This is a genomic window from Nocardioides secundeburneus, assembly GCF_039939255.1.
GTDB lineage: Bacteria > Actinomycetota > Actinomycetes > Propionibacteriales > Nocardioidaceae > Nocardioides.
Genome location: NZ_JBDUUE010000001.1, coordinates 890,877 through 909,506 on the forward strand (window position 1 = coordinate 890,877; position 18,630 = coordinate 909,506).

12 protein-coding genes are annotated in these 18,630 nt (G+C 72.7%); 8 read left to right on the top strand and 4 right to left on the bottom strand.

The features are described from left to right. Positions 1-17: 17 nt before the first annotated feature. The 4 genes from dnaJ (at position 18) to ABFT23_RS04085 (ending at position 3,184) form a co-directional block, all read left to right on the top strand. A complete protein-coding gene (gene dnaJ, locus ABFT23_RS04070; RefSeq protein ID WP_347892778.1) occupies positions 18-1,202 on the top strand; it encodes a molecular chaperone DnaJ in 1,185 nt (394 codons plus the stop codon). Positions 1,203-1,215: 13 nt separating this feature from the next. Then, the gene (locus ABFT23_RS04075) at positions 1,216-1,632 is read left to right on the top strand and encodes a heat shock protein transcriptional repressor HspR (protein WP_347892779.1); all 417 of its coding nucleotides are present in this window, start codon (positions 1,216-1,218) and stop codon (positions 1,630-1,632) included. 155 nt (positions 1,633-1,787) lie between these two features. After that, positions 1,788-2,729 (top strand): glycosyltransferase, encoded by a 942-nt coding sequence (locus ABFT23_RS04080; RefSeq protein ID WP_347892781.1) that lies wholly within the window; start codon positions 1,788-1,790, stop codon positions 2,727-2,729. A 2-nt stretch (positions 2,730-2,731) separates the two neighbouring features. Beyond that, a complete protein-coding gene (locus ABFT23_RS04085; protein WP_347892783.1) occupies positions 2,732-3,184 on the top strand; it encodes a GtrA family protein in 453 nt (150 codons plus the stop codon). Here the strand turns inward: ABFT23_RS04085 and ABFT23_RS04090 are convergent. The 4 genes from ABFT23_RS04090 to ABFT23_RS04105 form a co-directional block, all read right to left on the bottom strand. Next, on the bottom strand, positions 3,121-4,926 hold the full coding sequence (locus tag ABFT23_RS04090) for a DUF6020 family protein (RefSeq protein ID WP_347892785.1): 1,806 nt from the start codon (positions 4,924-4,926) through the stop codon (positions 3,121-3,123). The genes ABFT23_RS04085 and ABFT23_RS04090 overlap by 64 nt on opposite strands. 50 nt (positions 4,927-4,976) lie before the next feature. Then, complete coding sequence (locus ABFT23_RS04095) at positions 4,977-6,467, bottom strand: hybrid sensor histidine kinase/response regulator (protein ID WP_347892786.1); 1,491 nt, start codon at positions 6,465-6,467, stop codon at positions 4,977-4,979. Further along, complete coding sequence (locus tag ABFT23_RS04100; RefSeq protein WP_347892788.1) at positions 6,464-7,105, bottom strand: hypothetical protein; 642 nt, start codon at positions 7,103-7,105, stop codon at positions 6,464-6,466. The genes ABFT23_RS04095 and ABFT23_RS04100 overlap by 4 nt, the downstream gene beginning before the upstream one ends. Positions 7,106-7,243: 138 nt before the next feature. Beyond that, the gene (locus tag ABFT23_RS04105; RefSeq protein WP_347892789.1) at positions 7,244-7,969 is read right to left on the bottom strand and encodes a hypothetical protein; all 726 of its coding nucleotides are present in this window, start codon (positions 7,967-7,969) and stop codon (positions 7,244-7,246) included. 362 nt (positions 7,970-8,331) lie between these two features. On the opposite strand from ABFT23_RS04105, the gene ABFT23_RS04110 reads away from it, so the two are divergent. The 4 genes from ABFT23_RS04110 (at position 8,332) to clpB (ending at position 18,580) form a co-directional block, all read left to right on the top strand. Then, positions 8,332-11,343: a beta strand repeat-containing protein gene (locus tag ABFT23_RS04110; RefSeq protein WP_347892790.1), complete on the top strand. Its 3,012-nt coding sequence runs from the start codon at positions 8,332-8,334 to the stop codon at positions 11,341-11,343. A 58-nt stretch (positions 11,344-11,401) separates the two neighbouring features. Next, the gene (locus ABFT23_RS04115) at positions 11,402-15,367 is read left to right on the top strand and encodes an Ig-like domain-containing protein (protein WP_347892792.1); all 3,966 of its coding nucleotides are present in this window, start codon (positions 11,402-11,404) and stop codon (positions 15,365-15,367) included. Then, entirely contained in the window at positions 15,364-15,825 is a 462-nt protein-coding gene (locus tag ABFT23_RS04120; RefSeq protein WP_347892793.1) for a hypothetical protein, read from the top strand. The genes ABFT23_RS04115 and ABFT23_RS04120 overlap by 4 nt, the downstream gene beginning before the upstream one ends. Before the next feature lie 163 nt (positions 15,826-15,988). Continuing rightward, a complete protein-coding gene (clpB, locus tag ABFT23_RS04125) occupies positions 15,989-18,580 on the top strand; it encodes an ATP-dependent chaperone ClpB (protein WP_347892795.1) in 2,592 nt (863 codons plus the stop codon). Positions 18,581-18,630 lie beyond the last annotated feature (50 nt).

Consider the following 18,630-nt stretch of genomic DNA (forward strand, 5'->3'; position numbering starts at 1 on the left):
CAGGGAGAGGAGGAGGGATGGCTGACGACGGCTTCCGCCCCGAGTGGGCGCAGAAGGATTTCTACGCCGTGCTCGGGGTGGGCAAGGACGCGAGCGTCGCCGACATCAAGAAGGCGTACCGCAAGCTGGCGCGGGAGAACCATCCCGACTCCAACCCCGGCGACACCGCCAAGCACGACCGGTTCAAGGCGGTGGCGGAGGCCTACGACGTCGTGGGCGACGCCGAGAAGCGCGCCAAGTACGACGAGATGCGCCAGCTCTACGGCTCCGGCGGCGGCTTCCGTGGCGGCTTCGGCGGCGGGGGTGGCGGCGGGTTCAGCGTCGACGACCTCCTCGGCGACCGTGCTCGCTCCGGCGGGTTCGGCGACATGTTCGGTGACCTGTTCGGCGGCGGTGGCGGGGGTGGCGCCGGGCGTCGCACCCAGCAGGCACGGCGCGCGACCAAGGGCCACGACGTCGAGACGTCGGCGACCATCTCGTTCCTCGACGCGCTCGAGGGCGTCACGATCTCGCTGCGGCTCGCCTCCGACGCCGCGTGCCCGACCTGCTCGGGCACCGGTGGCAAGCCGGGCACGAAGCCGCACATCTGCCGCGAGTGCGACGGCGCCGGCTACGTCGTCTCCAGCGTGGGCGGCGCGTTCTCCATGAACGAGACCTGCCCTGCCTGCGGCGGCCGACAGCTCGTGTACGACGAGTTGTGCCCCACCTGCCACGGCAGCGGCCGCGGCACGTCGTCGCGCACGATCCAGGCCCGCATCCCGGCCGGGGTGCGCGACGGCCAGCGCATCCGGCTGCGCGGCAAGGGTGCGGCGGGGGAGAACGGCGGGCCCGCCGGCGACCTCTACGTCGCGGTCACCGTCGCCCCGCACCGCGTCTTCGCCCGCAGCGGCGACAACCTCACGCTCGACGTCCCGGTGTCGTTCGACGAGGCCGCCCTGGGCGCCGAGATCAAGGTGCCCACGCTCGGCGGGACGCCGGTCACGCTGCGCATCCCCGCGGGCACGCCCAACGGCCGCACGTTCCGGGTTCGGGGTCGCGGAGCCACGAAGTCCGACGGCACCAAGGGCGACCTGTTGGCCACCGTGCAGGTGCAGGTGCCCGCCGTCCTCGACCAGGCCGCGCGCGAGGCGGTCGAGGCCTACCGGGCCGCCACCGCCGGCAAGCCGCTGCGGGCCGGGCTGTTCGAGGACGCGCAGGGCTGAGGGAGGTCATGAGATGTCGACTCCGGCGCCCGACGCTCCGATCTACGTCATCAGCGTCGCCGCCCAGCTGACGGGGCTGCACCCGCAGACGCTGCGCACCTACGAGCGCATGGGGCTGATCACGCCCGGGCGCACCGGCGGTGGCGGACGCCGCTACTCCGCCCGCGACATCGAGCAGCTGCGCGACATCGCCGAGCTCACCTCGGCCGGCATCGGCATCGAGGGCGTGCGCCGCATCCTCGAGCTCGAGCACCGGGTGTCCGCACTCGCCGCGCGCAACCAGGAGCTGCAGGCCGAGCTCGACGCCACTCGCGAGGCCCTGCGCCTCGCCGCGACCGCCCGCGTCGTCGACGCGCCGCCGTCGCGTCTGCCGGCCCTGCGTCGTCCCGACCCCGAGCAGTCCGTGGTCGTCTGGCGGCGCGGGCGCTGAGCCCTCGTCGGCCGGATCGGCGGTCCTGGTCGAGCGATCGCGCGGGGACGACCACGCGACCCGCGCGACCGAGGTCACCGCGCCGGCGAATCGGGGGCCGCGCCGCGCCGTCGTTACAGTGACGGGTCCCCAGCAGGCGTACGGAGGAACGGCAGATGACCATCGAGGACTACCGCGTGGCGGTGATCGTCCCGTGCCACAACGAGGAGCTCACCGTCGCCACCGTGGTGCGCGACCTCAAGGACGCCGTCCCGCACGCCGAGGTCTACGTCTACGACAACAACTCGACCGACAAGACCAGCCAGGTCGCGGCCGAGGCCGGCGCGATCGTGCGCACCGAGCGGCGCAAGGGCAAGGGCAACGTCGTCCGGCGCGCGTTCGCCGACATCGAGGCCGACGTCTACCTCATGATCGACGGCGACGACACCTACGACGCCTCGGCCGCGCCGCGGCTCATCGAGGCGCTCGTCAGCGGCCCGCTCGACCACGTGCTCGGCGTCCGGGAGGACACCAACGCCGACGGCAGCTACCGGCCCGGGCACGCCACCGGCAACAAGGTCTTCAACAAGCTCACCACCGCGCTGTTCGGCGAGCAGGTGAGTGACATGCTCTCCGGCTATCGCGCGTTCTCGCGCCGGTTCATCAAGTCGTTCCCGGCCAACTCCTACGAGTTCGAGATCGAGACCGAGCTCACCATCCACGCCGCCAACCTGCGGGTGCCGCAGGCCGAGGTGCCGGTCGGGTTCAAGGACCGGCCGGAGGGCTCGGAGTCGAAGCTGCGCACGTTCCGCGACGGGTTCAAGATCCTCGGCCTGCTCGCCCACCTGATGCTGCACGAGCGGCCGTTCCTGGTGCTCGGCGGGCTCGGCCTGCTCAGCAGCCTGCTCGGTCTCGCCCTCGGCCTGCCGGTCGTCGTCGACTACGCCGACACCGGTCTGGTGCCCCGTTTCCCGACGGCGATCCTGGCCTCGTCGCTCGTGCTGCTCGGCGTGCTTCTGGTCGGCGTCGGCATGATCATGAGCAGCGTGCTGCGCAGCACGCGCGAGCAGCGCCGCCTGTTCTACCTGCAGTTCCCGGCCTTCCCGTCGCAGCGGTAGGCGTGGTCACCCTCGACCGCAGCGCCGTCCGCTACGTCGTGGTCGGCCTGGCCAACACCGGTCTCGACCTCGCGCTCTTCACCGCGCTCGCCGTCGGCCTCGACGCGCGGCCGGTGGTGGCGAACGTCGTCTCCACCGTGGTCGTCATGACGATCAGCTTCTTCGTCAACCGCTCGTGGGTCTTCGGGGCCGACGACGCCGGCGCCCGGGCCTACGCCGGCTTCGTGGCCGTCACGCTGTTCTCGGGCCTGGTGCTGCAGTCGCTCGTCATCCTCGGCGTCCTGCAGCTGGCCGGCGCCGTCGCGCCCGAGGTGCCGCACGACCTCGCGGCGCCCGCGGCGAAGGTGGTCGCGATGGGCGTCGGGATGGTGTCGAACTTCCTCGGCTACCGCTACGTCTTCGCCCGCTTCGGGTCCGGGACGGCGAGCAGCAGCAGCACGACCGCCAACCCGTAGGTGAAGGCGAGCACGTAGCGGCCACCCGCGCTCAGCGGCGACACCCCGGCGATCGCCAGCTGGAGCGCGAACGGCAGCGCCCACAACCACGCGAACCGCCGCCGGACGGCGACCGCCGCGGCCAGCAGCAGCACCACGACCACGGTCTTGACGCCGTGGGAGACGACGGGGCGACACCACGAGCTGCCGTAGCACTGGTTCGCGGCCGCCCGGGTCTCGCCCCGGAACCGCTCGTTCACGGGCATCGGGGCCACCGGGTGGCCCTCCACCGAGCGCTCGTAGGCCGGCGACCACGGCGGGTACCAGTCGGTGCCGACGTCGAACGGGTCGAGGTAGCGGTAGGACTTGAGGAACAACGCGTCGAGCGCGGTGCCCGGGTGCTGCGCCACGACGTCGGCGACGATGCCGTCGAACGGCTCCCAGTCGTCGGGCTGCACCGTCTCGTAGCGGAAGCTGGCGCTCTTGCGGTCGAGCGGTCCGGTCGACTTCAGCGGGTCGGACGACGACGGGTCGAAGCTGGCGACGAACGCGTCGAGGTCGAAGAGCCGGTCGAGCTGGTCGAGCTGCTCGTCGCTCAGCTCGTCGGTCAGCAGGTCCGGGTGCTCGTTGAGCATCAGGCCCAGCACCTGCAGCTGCACGCCCTTGGTCTCGACCGGGTCGGAGGGGATGAGCACCCCACCGGCCTGCAGTGCCGCGATGCTGCCGTGCACGATCACCGCCGGCACCGCGAGCGCGACCAGCGCCGGAACCCGTTCGCGCCGGAGCCACAGCAGCGCCAGCGCCTGGGCGACGAGCAGGATCCAGCCGAACTGCACGGTCGTGGCCATGAGCAGCGAGACGGCGAACGTCTCGACGTACCACCGCCGGCCGGGGCGGGCGTCGTCCGGGCGGTGCAGGAGCCGGGCCAGCAGGGCGAGCCACCACACGAACGCGGCGCAGAACAGCTGGTTCTTGTGCTGCGCCATGCTCCACAACGGGATCAGCGGGGTGAGGGCGAGCACGAGCAGTGCCAGCGCGCGGTGCCGCCAGGCCGGCACCAGTGCGCCGAGGACGGCGAGGGCCCGCCCGAACGCGACCAGGGTGAGCCCGGCCGACGCCGCCGACAGCAGCACCAGGCCCGGGACCAGGCTGTCGAAGACGGCGATGCTCGCCGCGCCGACCCCGCCGTAGCCGAGCATCAGGAAGAACGGGTGGTGGTTCGACCACAGGCTGTCGCCGTCGGTCATCAGGTAGCTCGACGTCGGGTAGTCGATGGCCGGCGAGGTCCAGTCGGCGTCGGCGAGCGGGGGTGCCCCGGCGAAGTCGGCGCGCGTCGAGACGAACTCGGTGATCATGTTGGTCGGGTCGGGGCTCGGCTGGCCGGGGAACGAGCTGACGTACCACGGCAGCCACACGAGGGCGAGCACCAGCGAGATGCGCCACCAGTGGGCGTAGGCCCACGCCGTCAGACGCTCGACCCGCACCCACGCGCCGGTCGCGGCCCCGGACGGCGACCCGTCGTGCCAGGCCGCGACCAGCCGCCGGGCCCCGGTGAACAGGATCGCGTAGGCCGCCAGCGACAGGACCAGGAAGAGCGCCGCGCGCACCGGGTGGTCGCCGACGTCACGGGTCAGCAGCAGGTAGGGCGCGTCGTGGGGCGTGAGGTAACGGTGCACGAGCCCGGCCGTCGTGGCCAAGGACACCACGACGACGACCGCCCACCCGACGGTCGGCGCGACGAGGCGAGCCGCACGGTCGAGCATGTGCGGACCTTATCGGCCGGGGCCGCCACGGCCGCGATCAGCGGCGACCGTCAGGTGGCCAGGAGGGTGATGGAGAACACCGAGCCGCCGTCGGGGCCGGGCGTGTGGACGACGTCGCCGTTCTGGGCCCGGGCCAGCGTGCGCACGACGTAGAGCCCGAGGCCGGTGCCGGTCGCGACCGCGCCGTGGGCGCGCGCGAACTCGCGGAACAGGTGCTCGCGGAACTCCGACGGCACGCCGGGGCCGTGGTCGACCACGTCGATCGCGACGTGGGCGCCCTCGGGGCGCACGTGCACCCGGAACGGCGCCGCGCCGTACTTGTGGGCGTTGCTGAGCAGGTTGGTCAGCATCTGCTCGAGCCGCAGCGGGTCGGCCCGCACGGGGCGGGGGTCGTCGATGACGACCTCGACGTCGCCGCGGCCCTCGACCACGCCGAGGATGACCGGGCGCAGGTCGACGACCTGGTGGTCGATGCGGAGGGTGCCCCGTTGGATCTGCGCGGCCGTGAGCAGGTCGGCGGTGATCCGGTCGAGGATGCGGGCCTGGCGGGCGACGGAGTCCATCAGCCGCCGGGTCTGGTCGTAGGCCATGGTGTCGCCGTCCCAGGCCAGGGTCTCGGCGATGCCGCACAGCACCGCGACCGGGCCGCGGACCTCGTGGGCGGTGGTCGCGATCGCGCGGCGCAGGCGGCCGACGTCCTCACCGGTGGAGTCGAGGTAGACCAGCACCGACCAGCCCGTGCGGCGCAGCGTCGCCTTGACGCGCCCGCCCTCGAGCTCGGTCTCGAACGAGGCGTCGGTGTCGAGGCGGTGGAAGGAGACGAGGGCGGCCAGGTCGGGGGCCGCGACCGCCAGCGGCGTGCCGGTGCGGTCGATGCCGAGCAGGCGGACGGCGACCGGGTTGGCGTGCACGATGCGGAAGAGCGGCTCGTCGGCCAGCTCGAGCACGCCGTACGGCGCCAGGTCGAGCGCCTCTCGGGTCGAGGCGCGGGCGGCGTCGCGCTCGGCGGTCTCGGCCCCGGCGGTCTGCGCGGCAGGCGCCTGAGCGGGCGGCTCGGCGGCCGGCTCGACCGGCCGGGCGGGCGTGGCCGGTGGATCGGCGACCGGGTCGGCGACCGGCACCACGGCGAGGCTCCGCAATGGCTTGCGCTCGCCCGGCGTCGACGTGACGCCGCGGACGTAGTCGAGGATCGTGGTGAGCGGGGCGCCCTTCTGCACGTAGCCGTCGGCCCCCGCCGCGACCGCCCGGGCCGACATCTGCTGCGCGCCGAACCCGGAGAGCACGACGATCTTGGCCGCCGGGCACAGGCGGCGGATCGAGGGCAGCGCCTCGATGCCGTCCATGACCGGCATGGCGAGGTCGAGCAGCACGACGTCGGGGCGGTGGTGGCGGACCACCTCGATGCCGCTGCTGCCGTCGCCGGCCTCGCCCACGACGTCGAAGCCGCCGCGGGTGAGCGCGATGCGGAGCAGGTCGCGCAGGTCGGCGGTGTCGTCGATGATCACGACGCGCTGGGGTCGGGGGGTCGCCAGGGCGCTCACTGCTGGTTCTCCTCGGGGTCGGCGTGGGGTCCGGCCTGCCCGGTGACCTTCTCGGCCCGGTCGGTGTCGACCGGGTCGATGGACGCCGGAGCACTGCGGAGCAGCTTGATGCTGAAGTGCTCGCTGCCCAGCAGGTTCGTGATGATACGGCTCGCCGACTCGATCGAGGCGTCGAGCGCGGCACGAGCCTTGTCGACGTCGCCGAGGTCGAGCGCCATCTTCGACACGACGAGGCCCTGGAGCACCGAGTCGTTGAGCTCGAGGGCCTGCTGCTCGCGCTTGCGGAGGTCCTCGAACAGCTGCGCGCCGTCCATCAGCGAGCTGTAGCTGCGGCGCAGGCTCCAGTAGTGGACGGCGACGCCGGCACCCACGATGTCCCACGTGGTGAGTGGCCAGCCCCAGGCGGCGCGCATCGCCAGCCCGCGCTCGTCGCCGTCGACGAACGAGGGCAGGAGCATGTGCACCGCGTGCGTGCCGTGGTGCACCGCACAGGTGAAGAAGATGGCCGCGGTGGCCGCGCCGAGGGGGTTCGTGCGCAGCTGGCCGCTCCGCGCCAGGGGGATGACGATCGCCCCCGAGATGAGCAGGTAGGCCACCGCGATCACGGCGTTGGCGGCCATGCCGATCTGCCACGTCATGCGGGGTCCCCTCGACGTTGTCCGGCGGGAGAGCGAAGCGGAGGAGTCGGAGAACGTCGTGGGGTGCTCATGCGGGGTCCCCTCGACGTTGTCCGGCGGGGGAGCGGAGCGGAGGAGTCGGGGAACGTCGTGGGGTGCTCATGAGTGGGCTCCCGTGATCGTGAGGAGGACCAGGGACGACGCCGCCGCGCCCACCGCGGCGCGCGCCAGCGGATGCCACGAGAACCAGCCCGGGCACCGCTCCGGGACGCCCACGGCGCAGGCCTGGGCACAGCCGGCCACCGCGACGAGCTGCCAGGCGACGCACGCGAGGTCCCACCCGCCGACGGGGTGCGGCTCGGGCAGCAGCCCGAACGGCAGCCCGACGGTCCGGGTGACGGCCCACAGGGCCACGAGCGCGAGCTGGAGCGCGATGCCGGCGTGCAGGAGGACCCGGGTCGGGTGGCCCGCGGCGGCGAGTGCCCAGGCGAGCTGGCCCGCGGCGACGGCGAGGAAGAACGCGCCGGTCACGGGGCTCTCGGCGAGGTGCGCCGGCGCGACCGCGGCGTGGATGCCGGCGGCGGCCGCGGTCGCGACCAGGGCGAGCGGGACGCCGGGCGTCGTCCTGACCGAGGGGTCGGTGGGGCACGGCGGGATCGCCGGGGCGACGACCGGGATGCCCGGCGAGCCGGAGGCGACGGCGTCCCGGAGCGCGGAGACCCGGCGCGCGTGCTCGTCGTCCGGGAGCCGGGAGGTGCGGACGACCCGGTCGAGGGTGTGCGGCAGCAGCAGCGCGGCGAGGCCCCACAGGCCCGCCAGCACCATGGCGTAGTGCAGTCCGTGCGCGACCAGGTTCGCACCGACCGCGGTCGACATCGCGGCCACCGCGTTCTTCCCTCCTGACGCCCCCGGGGGTGGGCGTCGTCCCACGACGGTACGACGACCCGCCGCGTGCGCTCAGCGGATTGTGTGAACCCGGAGGTCTGTCTAGACCAATCTCACATCGTCGGCGCGCATACCCCTGAGCAAGAGTGGTTAAGGAGCCCGACAGTGCCTCTGACCTGCGCAGATGTCGATTTGTCCACTGGTGCGCGCGACGCTCGATATGCCCTAATGTTCCTCCTGCTCACGCAGGCCCAGAGGGGGGACTGCGGAAAATCCATGGGGGATTCGCGCGTCAACGCTGGTCTCGTCTGACCCGTCTCGTCGTCTCGGGCGCACTCGTCGCCGCCGGCTCCGTCGCCGCCGTGGTGGCCACGTCGTCACCGGCAGCCGCCGCGCCGAACCTGTCGTGTGTCGGCACGATCTACCTCACCAGCTCGACGTCGCCGGGCACCGTGCTGTCGCTCAACACCTCCACCGGAGCAGCCGGCACGACGTCGCTCTACCAGCCGACCACCGGGGCCACCGGCAACCCCAACCAGGTTGGCGTCGCCTTCGAGGGCGCGCGGGTCGTCAACACCGACCGCTCGACGAACAGCATCGTCAACTACAGCCCCGGACCCGAGACCCGGCAGACGCTGAGCTTCCCCGGCATCGCCACCTACGGCATCGCCGGAGCCGTCAACCCCGCCAACGGCCTGTTCTACTTCGGTGGCTTCAGCGGCAACCAGCTCCACCTGTTCGCCTACAATCCGCAGACCAACACGGCGAGCGCCACCGAGGCCGCCATCATCACCGCGCCCAACGCCCCCGGTGGCAACGGCGACATCGCCTTCGACCCCTCCGGCAACCTGTACTTCGTGTCGTCCTCGACGACCGCCTATGCCCTGTACTCCCTCGGCGGCCCCAGCCCGACGACGGCGGCGGCCTCGGTCATCACCACGGGCACGCCGGGTGGTGGTGCGGCCGTCAACGGCATCGCGTTCGGGAGCGACAACTTCCTCTACATCAGCCTCGGTGCCGTGACCACCGGTACCGCGCAGCCCTCCATCGTGCGTCAGGTCAACCCGATCAGCGGTCAGCTCACCGGCACGAGCTACACGATGCCGGCGAACGTCAACGCGACCGACCTCGCCTCCTGTGCTGCCGCGCCGAGCAGCCTCACGGTCAAGGAGAACCTGCCCAACGGCCGGGTCAACGCCACCGACCAGTTCACCGTCTCGGCGGTGCGGCCAGCCAGCGACAACGCCTCCGTCCCGTTCCCGAGCGGCACCACCACCGGCGCCGACACCGGTCTCCAGGACGAGCCGTCCGAGGTCACCGGCCCGGCGATCATCACCGGCAACAGCCAGTACTCCGTCACGCAGGCGCCGGCCGCCGGCAGCGGGACCGACCTGAACAACTACGCCACCACCTGGGCGTGCTCCACCCAGACCGGCGCCGTGGTCGCCTCCGGCACCGGATCGACCGGCACCTTCACCGCGCCGTCGGCCGGCGGCACCGCGGTGACGTGCGTCTTCACCAACACCGCCCTGCGCCCGAGCCTCTCGCTGGTCAAGTCCGTCTCCCCGACGACCTTCACCGCGGTCGGACAGACGCTCACCTACACCTTCGCCGTCGCCAACACCGGCAACGTCGCGCTCTCCAACGTGCAGGTCAACGACTCGCGCGCCGGTCTGGGTCCGATCACCTGCACGCCGATCGCCGCCGGGGGCACCCTGCCGGTCGGGGCGACGACGACCTGCACGGCGACCTACACCGTGACCCAGGCCGACGTGAACGCCGGCGTCGGCATCACCAACACCGCCACCGCCACGGGCACACCGCCGGCCGGTTCCGGCCTGCCGCCGGCGACCTCGACGCCGTCCACGGCCACCTCGACCTACGCCGTCGTCCCGCCGACCGCGACCAACGACAGCGACACCACGCCGTTCGACACCGCGGTCACGCTGCCGGCCACGGCCAACGACACCGCCGGCTCCAGCCCGGTCGTGCCCGGTGCCACCGTCTTCACCGCGGCGGGGGCGACCAACGGCGGCAAGAACCTGACGACGCCGCAGGGCACCTGGGCCATCCAGGCCGACGGCACCGCGCTGTTCACCCCGGCGCCGGGCTACGTCGGCACCACGCCCCCAGTCCAGTACCGCATCACGGACCAGAACGGCCTGACCGCCACGGCCACCCTCACGGTCACGGTGCGGCAGGGGCCCACGGCCCTGCCCGACACCGCCACCACGCCGCAGGACACCGACGTCACGCTGAACCCGCTGATCAACGACACCCCGGGCCTCACCGCCGGTGGCGGCGGGGGCACCTTCGACACCGCCTCGGTCACCTTCCCGGCCACCGGCCAGCCGGCCGGTGCGGTCGTCGCCCCCGGCGGCAAGCAGGTCACCGTGCCGGGCCAGGGCACCTACACCATCGCGAGCTCGGGCCAGGTCACCTTCGACCCGCTCCCGACCTTCACCGGGGTGGCCAGCCCGATCGCCTACGCCGTCAACGACCAGGCAGGCAACGCGACCGGCTCGACGATCACCATCACGGTCACGCCGAGCAACCCGGTCGCCAACGACGACGCCGCCTCCGCCCAGTTCAACTCCAGCGCCACCCTGCCCGCCGGCACCGACGACACCGCCGGGCCGGGAGGCCCGATCAACCAGTCGCTGACGGTGTTCACCTCGCCGTCCGCGACCAACGGGGGGAAGACCCTCGTCACCGCCGAGGGCACCTGGCAGGTCCAGACCGACGGCACCGTGATCTTCACGCCGAACCCGGGCTACACCGGCACCACCGCCCCGGTCGAGTACCGCATCACCGACACCAACGGCCAGACCGACACGGCCGACCTCGTCGTCACCATCCGGCCCGGCCCCACGGCCGCGCCGGACAGCGAGACGACGGCGCAGAACGTCGACGTCGACCTGCCGATCCTCGTCAACGACACGCCCGGCCGGCTCGCCGACAACGGGGTCGGGGCCTTCGACCCCGCCGCGGTCCTCTTCCCCACGGCAGGCCAGCCCGCCGGCGCCACGGTCACCAACAACGGGCGCACCATCACCGTGCCCGGCCAGGGCAGCTACACGGTCGACCCGGCCACCGGCGTCGTCACCTTCGACCCCGCCCCACAGTTCAACGGCACCACGACGCCGGTCAGCTACACGGTCGTCGACCAGGCCGGCAACCCGACGGGTTCCACCATCACGGTGGCCATCACCGCGGTCACCCCGGTCGCCGTCGGCGACGGCGCCAACACGCCGATCAACACGCCGGTCACGATCCCGGTCACCGACAACGACCTCGGCAACCCCGGTCACCTACCAGGTCGAGGACACCAACGGCACGCCCACCACGGGCCTGGTCAACATCACGGTCGGTGACGGGCCGCTCGCCGCGCCCGACAACGAGACCACCCCGCAGAACACCCCGGCCCAGATCGTGGTCCTGACCAACGACATCCCAGGCGAGGACGGCGCCGGCGACCCCGGCGACGGCTTCGACCCGACCTCGGTCGTGTTCTCGATCACCGGCCAGCCGACCGGCTCGACGGTCAGCCCCGACGGCACGACGCTGACCGTCCCGGGCGAGGGCACCTACACCGCCGGTGACGACGGTGTCGTCACCTTCACGCCGGTCCCGACGTTCACCGGCCCCACCACCCCGGTCAGCTACACGGTCACCGACGACTACGGCAACCCGGCCACCAGCACCATCACGGTCGTCGTCACGCCGATCGACCCGACCGCCACCGACGACACCGCCAGCACGCCGTACAACAACCCGGTCACGCTCGACGGCTTCCTCGACGACACCGCGGGCGACCCGCAGGGCGGCACTCCGGCCCCGCTCCAGGTGGGCCTGACGGTCTTCCCGACCACCGGCCAGCCGGCCGGCACCACGATCAGCCCCAACGGCAAGACGGCCACGGTCGCCGACCAGGGCTCCTTCGTCATCCAGCCCGACGGCACGGTGCTCTTCACCCCGGTCAACGGTTTCGTCGGCACCACGTCCGCAGTCGTCTACCAGGTCGAGGACGCCAACGGCACCACCGACACCGCGACGCTCGTCGTCACGGTGCAGCCCGGTCCGCTGGCGCTCGACGACAGCACCACGACGCCGCAGAACGTCGACGTCACCGTTCCGGTGCTCGTCAACGACACCCCGAGCGACACCGCCGCCGGCACCGACGGCGCCTTCGTGCCCGGCTCGGTCCGCTTCCCGACCACCGGCCAGCCCACGGGCTCGTCGGTCACCGACAACGGCGGCACCCTGACCGTGCCGGGCGAGGGCGTCTACACGGCCAACCCCGACAACACCGTCACCTTCGACCCCGAGCCCGGCTTCACCGGCACCACCACGCCGATCAGCTACGTCGCGGTCGACACCGCCGGCAACGCCTCGGGCGCCGAGGTCACCGTCACGGTCACGCCGATCAACCCGGACGCCGTCGACGACGCCGCCAACACGCCGTTCAACACGCCGGTCACGTTCTCGTTCGCGGGCAACGACGTGGCGGGTGCGACGTCCGCGCCGATCGACGTCGCCTCCGGCACGTTCGAGGCCGCCGACAACCCACCGGCCTGGACCATCTCCGACGGCGGCAAGACCATCACCGTCCCGACCGAGGGCAGCTACACGCTCAACGACGACGGCACGGTCACCTTCACCCCGGTCGCCGGGTTCACCGGGCCCACCACCGCGGTGACCTACACGATCCGCGACGCCAACGGCACGCCGGCCATCGCCAACATCTCGGTGACGGTCCGCACCGGCCCGGGCGCCGTGCCTGACACCGCGACGACGCCTCAGAACGTCACCGTGACGGTGAGCCCGCTCGTCAACGACACCCCGGGCAACAACGCCGACGGCAGCGCGGGCGACTTCGTCGAGAGCACGCTGGTCTTCAACGTCTCCGGTCAGCCGGCCGGGTCGACGGTCAGCCCCGACGGCAAGACGCTCTCCGTGCCCGACGAGGGGGTCTACACGATCGACCCCGACGGCACCGTGGTCTTCGACCCGGCCCCGTCGTTCACCGGCCCGGCGTCGCCGGTGCTCCACACGGTCTTCGACACGCTGGGCAACCCGGCGTCCTCGACGATCACGGTCACGGTCACGCCGATCGACCCGACGGCCACCGACGACAGCGCGTCGACGGCGTTCGACACCCCGGTCACGCTGCCCGGTGCGCTCGACGACACCCAGGGCGCCCCGAGCGCCCCGCTCGTGCCGGCCGACACGGTCTTTCCGACCAGCGGGCAGCCGACCGGCGCCAGCGTCACCGACAACGGCAAGACGCTGACGTTCCCGGGCGAGGGCACCTACACGCTCAACCCCGACGGCTCGGTCCTGTTCACCCCCGAGCCGGGCTACGTCGGCACCACGACGCCGGTGACCTACCGGATCGTCGACACGAACGGCACCACCGACACCGCGCAGCTGCAGGTCACGGTGCGCCGCGGACCCGACGCCGACCCCGACGAGGTCACGACGCCGCAGAACGTCACCGTGACCATCAACCCGCTGACCAACGACACCCCGGGCAACAACCCCGACGGCACCACCGGCGCCTGGGTGCCGGACTCGGTCGTGTTCCCGTCGACCGGCCAGCCGACCGGCTCGACGACCAGCCCCGACGGCAAGACGCTGACGGTGCCCGGTGAGGGCGTCTACACCGTCGACCCCGGCGGCACGATCACCCTCGACCCGGCTCCCGGGTTCACCGGTGAGGCGACGCCGGTGAGCTACCAGGTCACCGACACGCTGGGCAACCCGGCCACCGCGACCATCACCATCGAGGTCACGCCGATCAACCCGACGGCCACCGACGACACCGCGTCGACGACGTTCGGCACCCCGGTCACGCTGGCCGGCGCCACCAACGACACCGCCGGCGCGCTCACCGCCCCGCTGGTGCCGGGCGACACGGTGTTCCCCACGGTGGGCCAGCCGGCCGGCGCGACCGTGACCCCCGACGGCACGACGATCACGGTGCCCGGCCAGGGCAGCTACGTCGTCCAGCCCGACGGCTCGGTCGTCTTCGCCCCGGCGCCTGGCTTCGAGGGCACCACGACCCCCGTCGTCTACCAGGTCGTCGACGCCAACGGCACCACCGACACCGCCACCCTCACGGTGACGGTCCAGGAGGGTCCCGACGCCTCGCCCGACACGACGACGACGCAGCAGAACACGCCGGTCACCCTCACGCCGCTGACCAACGACTCGGCCGGCACCAACGCCGATGGCACGCCGGCGACGTTCGACACCTCGACCCTCGTCTTCCCGCCCACCGGTCAGCCCACCGGCGCGACCGTGAGCGCCGACGGCCTGACGCTGACGGTGCCGGGTGAGGGCGTCTACACGATCGACCCGGCCACCGGCGCGGTGACCTTCGACCCCGAGCCCGGCTTCACCGGCCCGGCGTCCCCGGTCGCCTACGAGGTCGAGACCTCGATCGGCGTGACGGTCGGCAGCACGATCACCGTCACCGTGACGCCGGTCGTCCCGGTCGCGGTCGACGACGCGGTGGTCACGCCGCACGACACGACCGTGACCATCCGGGTGCTGGCCAACGACACCGGCAACCCCGGTGCCGCGCTCGACCCGCTGACGCTGTTCCTCGTCGACCCGGTCACGGGCGACGAGGTCACCACCGTCACGGTGCCGGGCGAGGGGGTCTGGACCGTCGTCGACGGCGCGGTCGTCTTCGACCCCGAGCCGGGCTTCTCCGGCCCGGTCACGCCGATCGACTACGTCGTCTCCGACACCAACGGCACGCAGACCGAGGCGACCATCGACGTCACGGTGCTCGCGCCCGGCACCTCCGCGCCGAGCTACGGCCAGACGCCGGTCGACACGCCGATCACCGTCCCGGTGCTCGACAACGTGACGCCGGCGCCGGGTGAGACGCTCGTGCCGGGCTCGGTCTGCCTCCTGCCGGGCACCGCCACCGGTGGCGGCCAGACGGGCACCGGGCCCACGGCCCCGGGTGGTCAGTGCATCACCGAGTACAGGCTGCCCGGCATCGGCACCTGGACGGTCGACCTCGACGGCACGATCACCTTCGCGCCCGCCCCGGGCTACGTGGGGGACGCGACGATCGACTTCTCCGCCGAGGACACCGGCGGCAACGTCTACCAGGACACCCTCGACATCGACGTCATCCCGGTCGACGGCGACGGCGAGACCGCGCCGCCCACCCCGCAGCCCACGCCCCCGCCGGGGGGCACCGACGGCGGCAACCCGCCGGTCGACGACGGCGGCACCCCGCCGCCGACCAGCGGTGGTGGCCTGCCGCTGCCGAACACCGGCGGCGTGGCGCTCGCCTGGTTGGTCGCGGCCCTCGGGCTCGTCGGCGGCGGCTTCCTGCTCATGACCCGCCGGCGGCGCCGGACCGATCAGCCGTGAGGCGCCTGCGGACGACGGCCGTCGCGCTGCTCACGACGCCCGCCCTGACCGGGCTGGCGGCGTGCAGCAGCGACGACGGGCCCGACGACGGCTCGTCCGGTGGCTCCGCCGGCTCGTCGTCCGGCGAGGCCGGCGCGCCCACCGCGGCGGCCAGTGACACGCCGCCGGCCCTGGGCCGGCCCCGGCCGGCCCAGCGGGCGATCTCGGTCGAGGCCTGCCCTCCCGGCGAGGGCGAGCTGACGGCCCGCGGCACGGTGCGCAACCGGGAGAAGAAGGCGCGCGACTTCGTCCTCACCATCGAGTGGCTCGACGAGCAGTCGAAGGTCGCGGCGAGCAAGGTCGCCGTGCTGGAGGCGGTGCCGCCGGGCGAGCCGACGCCGTGGGAGGTCTCGGCCACCCTCGACGTCGTCACCACGGCCTGCACGGCCCGGGCCAGCTCGGGCTCCCTCCTCGACTGAGCCGCAGGGCCACGACCCGCCGCCGCGGACCGGATGCCGGTCCGCGGCGGCTGATCTTTCCCGGCGAAGGTAAGTTGAGCGGAACACACTCAACTTTGGGTGCGTTGAGAGTGATGTGGCCATATCGGCCACGCACACCGCACGACCCCAGGAGACTGCCCCCATGCCCCAGTTCGGAGCCGAGAAATTCACGACCCGCAGCCGCGAGGCGATCGAGGCTGCGCAGCTGAGCGCGACGACGTCCGGTCACAGCACCGTCGAGCCGCTGCACCTGCTGGTCGCCCTGCTGCGCGACCCCGAGGGAGCCGCGCGCACGCTGGTCACCAAGTCGGGTGTCGACGCCACCACGGTGTTCGAGCACGCCGAGACCGCGTTGCGCGCGCTGCCCAGCGCCAGCGGCTCGACCGTCAAGACGCCCGCCTCGTCGCCGGCCCTGACCCGCGTGCTCGCCGGCGCCCTCGACCTCGCCGCGAGCCTCAAGGACGACTACGTCGCCACCGAGCACCTGCTCATCGCCCTGGCCGGCACCGACTCGTCGGCCCAGCGGGTGCTGACCGACGCCGGACTGTCCGAGAAGGGCCTGCGCGAAGGTCTGACCGCCTTCCGCGGCAACCGCCGCGTCACCAGCCAGGACGCCGAGTCGACCTACGAGGCCCTCGAGAAGTACTCCGTCGACCTCACCGCCGCGGCCGAGGACGGCAAGCTCGACCCGGTCATCGGGCGCGACAGCGAGATCCGGCGCGTCGTCCAGGTGCTCTCGCGACGCACCAAGAACAACCCCGTGCTCATCGGCGAGCCCGGCGTCGGCAAGACCGCCGTCGTCGAGGGCCTCGCGCAGCGCGTCGTCGACGGCGACGTGCCCGACTCCCTCAAGGGACGCCGTGTGCTCAGCCTCGACCTCGCGGCCATGGTCGCCGGGGCGAAGTACCGCGGCGAGTTCGAGGAGCGGCTCAAGGCCGTGCTCGAGGAGATCAAGGACGCCGGCGGCCAGGTGATCACCTTCATCGACGAGCTGCACACCGTGGTCGGCGCGGGCGCCGGCGGCGACTCGGCCATGGACGCCGGCAACATGCTCAAGCCGATGCTGGCCCGCGGCGAGCTGCACATGATCGGCGCGACGACGCTCGACGAGTACCGCGAGCGCGTCGAGAAGGACCCCGCCCTCGAGCGACGCTTCCAGCAGGTCTTCGTCGGCGAGCCGTCGGTCGAGGACACCATCCAGATCCTGCGCGGCATCCGGGAGAAGTACGAGGCCCACCACAAGGTGCGCATCACCGACGCGGCCCTGGTCGCCGCGGCCACCCTGTCCGACCGCTACATCACCGGCCGGCAGCTGCCCGACAAGGCCATCGATCTCGTCGACGAGGCCTCGTCGCGGCTGAAGATGGAGATCGAGTCGAGCCCGGAGGAGATCGACCAGCTCCGGCGCCAGGTCGACCGGCTCAAGATGGAGGAGTTCGCGCTCGACAAGGAGACCGACGACGCCAGCGTCGCCCGGCTCGACGTCCTGCGCGCCGACCTCGCCGACAAGAGCGAGTCGCTGCGTGCGCTCGAGGCCCGGTGGGAGCGCGAGAAGGCCTCCCGCGAGGGCGAGGGCGAGCTGCGCGTGCAGCTCGACCAGCTGCGCATCGAGGCCGACCGGCTGCTGCGCGAGGGCGACCTCGCGGGCGCCAGCAAGATCAACTACGAGGCGATCCCGGCCCTCGAGCGCCAGATCGCCGCCGCCGAGGAGGTCGAGGCCTCCGACGCCGAGCCGCTCGTCGGCGACTCCGTCGGCGCCGAGCAGATCGCCGACGTCGTCGAGGCGTGGACCGGCATCCCCACGGGCCGGATGCTCGAGGGAGAGACGGCCAAGCTGCTGCGCATGGAGGACGTCATCGGCGAGCGTCTTGTCGGCCAGCGGGCCGCCGTGGTCGCGGTCAGCGACGCCGTCCGACGCTCGCGGGCCGGCGTCGCCGACCCCGACCGGCCGACGGGCTCGTTCCTGTTCCTCGGCCCCACGGGCACCGGCAAGACCGAGCTGGCCAAGTCGTTGGCCGACTTCCTCTTCGACGACGAGCGCGCGATCGTGCGTATCGACATGAGCGAGTACTCCGAGAAGCACTCGGTCTCGCGCCTGGTCGGGGCGCCCCCCGGCTACGTCGGCTACGACGAGGGCGGCCAGCTCACCGAGGCCGTGCGCCGGCGTCCCTACTCGGTGGTGCTGCTCGACGAGGTCGAGAAGGCGCACCCCGAGGTGTTCGACATCCTCCTGCAGGTGCTCGACGACGGCCGTCTCACCGACGGCCAGGGCCGCACGGTCGACTTCCGCAACACGATCCTCATCCTGACCTCCAACCTCGGCGCGACCTACCTGGTCGACCCGACCCTCGACGAGGACAAGAAGAAGGAGTCGGTGCTGGGCGTCGTCCGGTCGTCGTTCAAGCCGGAGTTCCTCAACCGGCTCGACGAGATCGTGCTCTTCGACGCGCTCTCGCTCGACGCCCTGACCCACATCGTCGACCTGCAGCTCTCGCTGCTCGAGCGCCGCCTCGCCGTCCGGCGGATCACCGTCGAGGTCACCGACGCCGCCAAGACCTGGCTCGCCGAGACCGGCTACGACCCGGCCTACGGGGCCCGCCCCCTGCGCCGGCTCATCCAGTCCGCGATCGGCGACCCGCTGGCCAAGATGCTCATCGGCGGGCACGTCGCCGACGGCGGCGCCGTGCGCGTCGACGTCGCCGCCGAGGGCGGCGGCCTCACCCTCTCGGCCTGACGACCGGCCCGACGTCGACGTCGGGGCACGACACCGGGACCGGGCGCGCG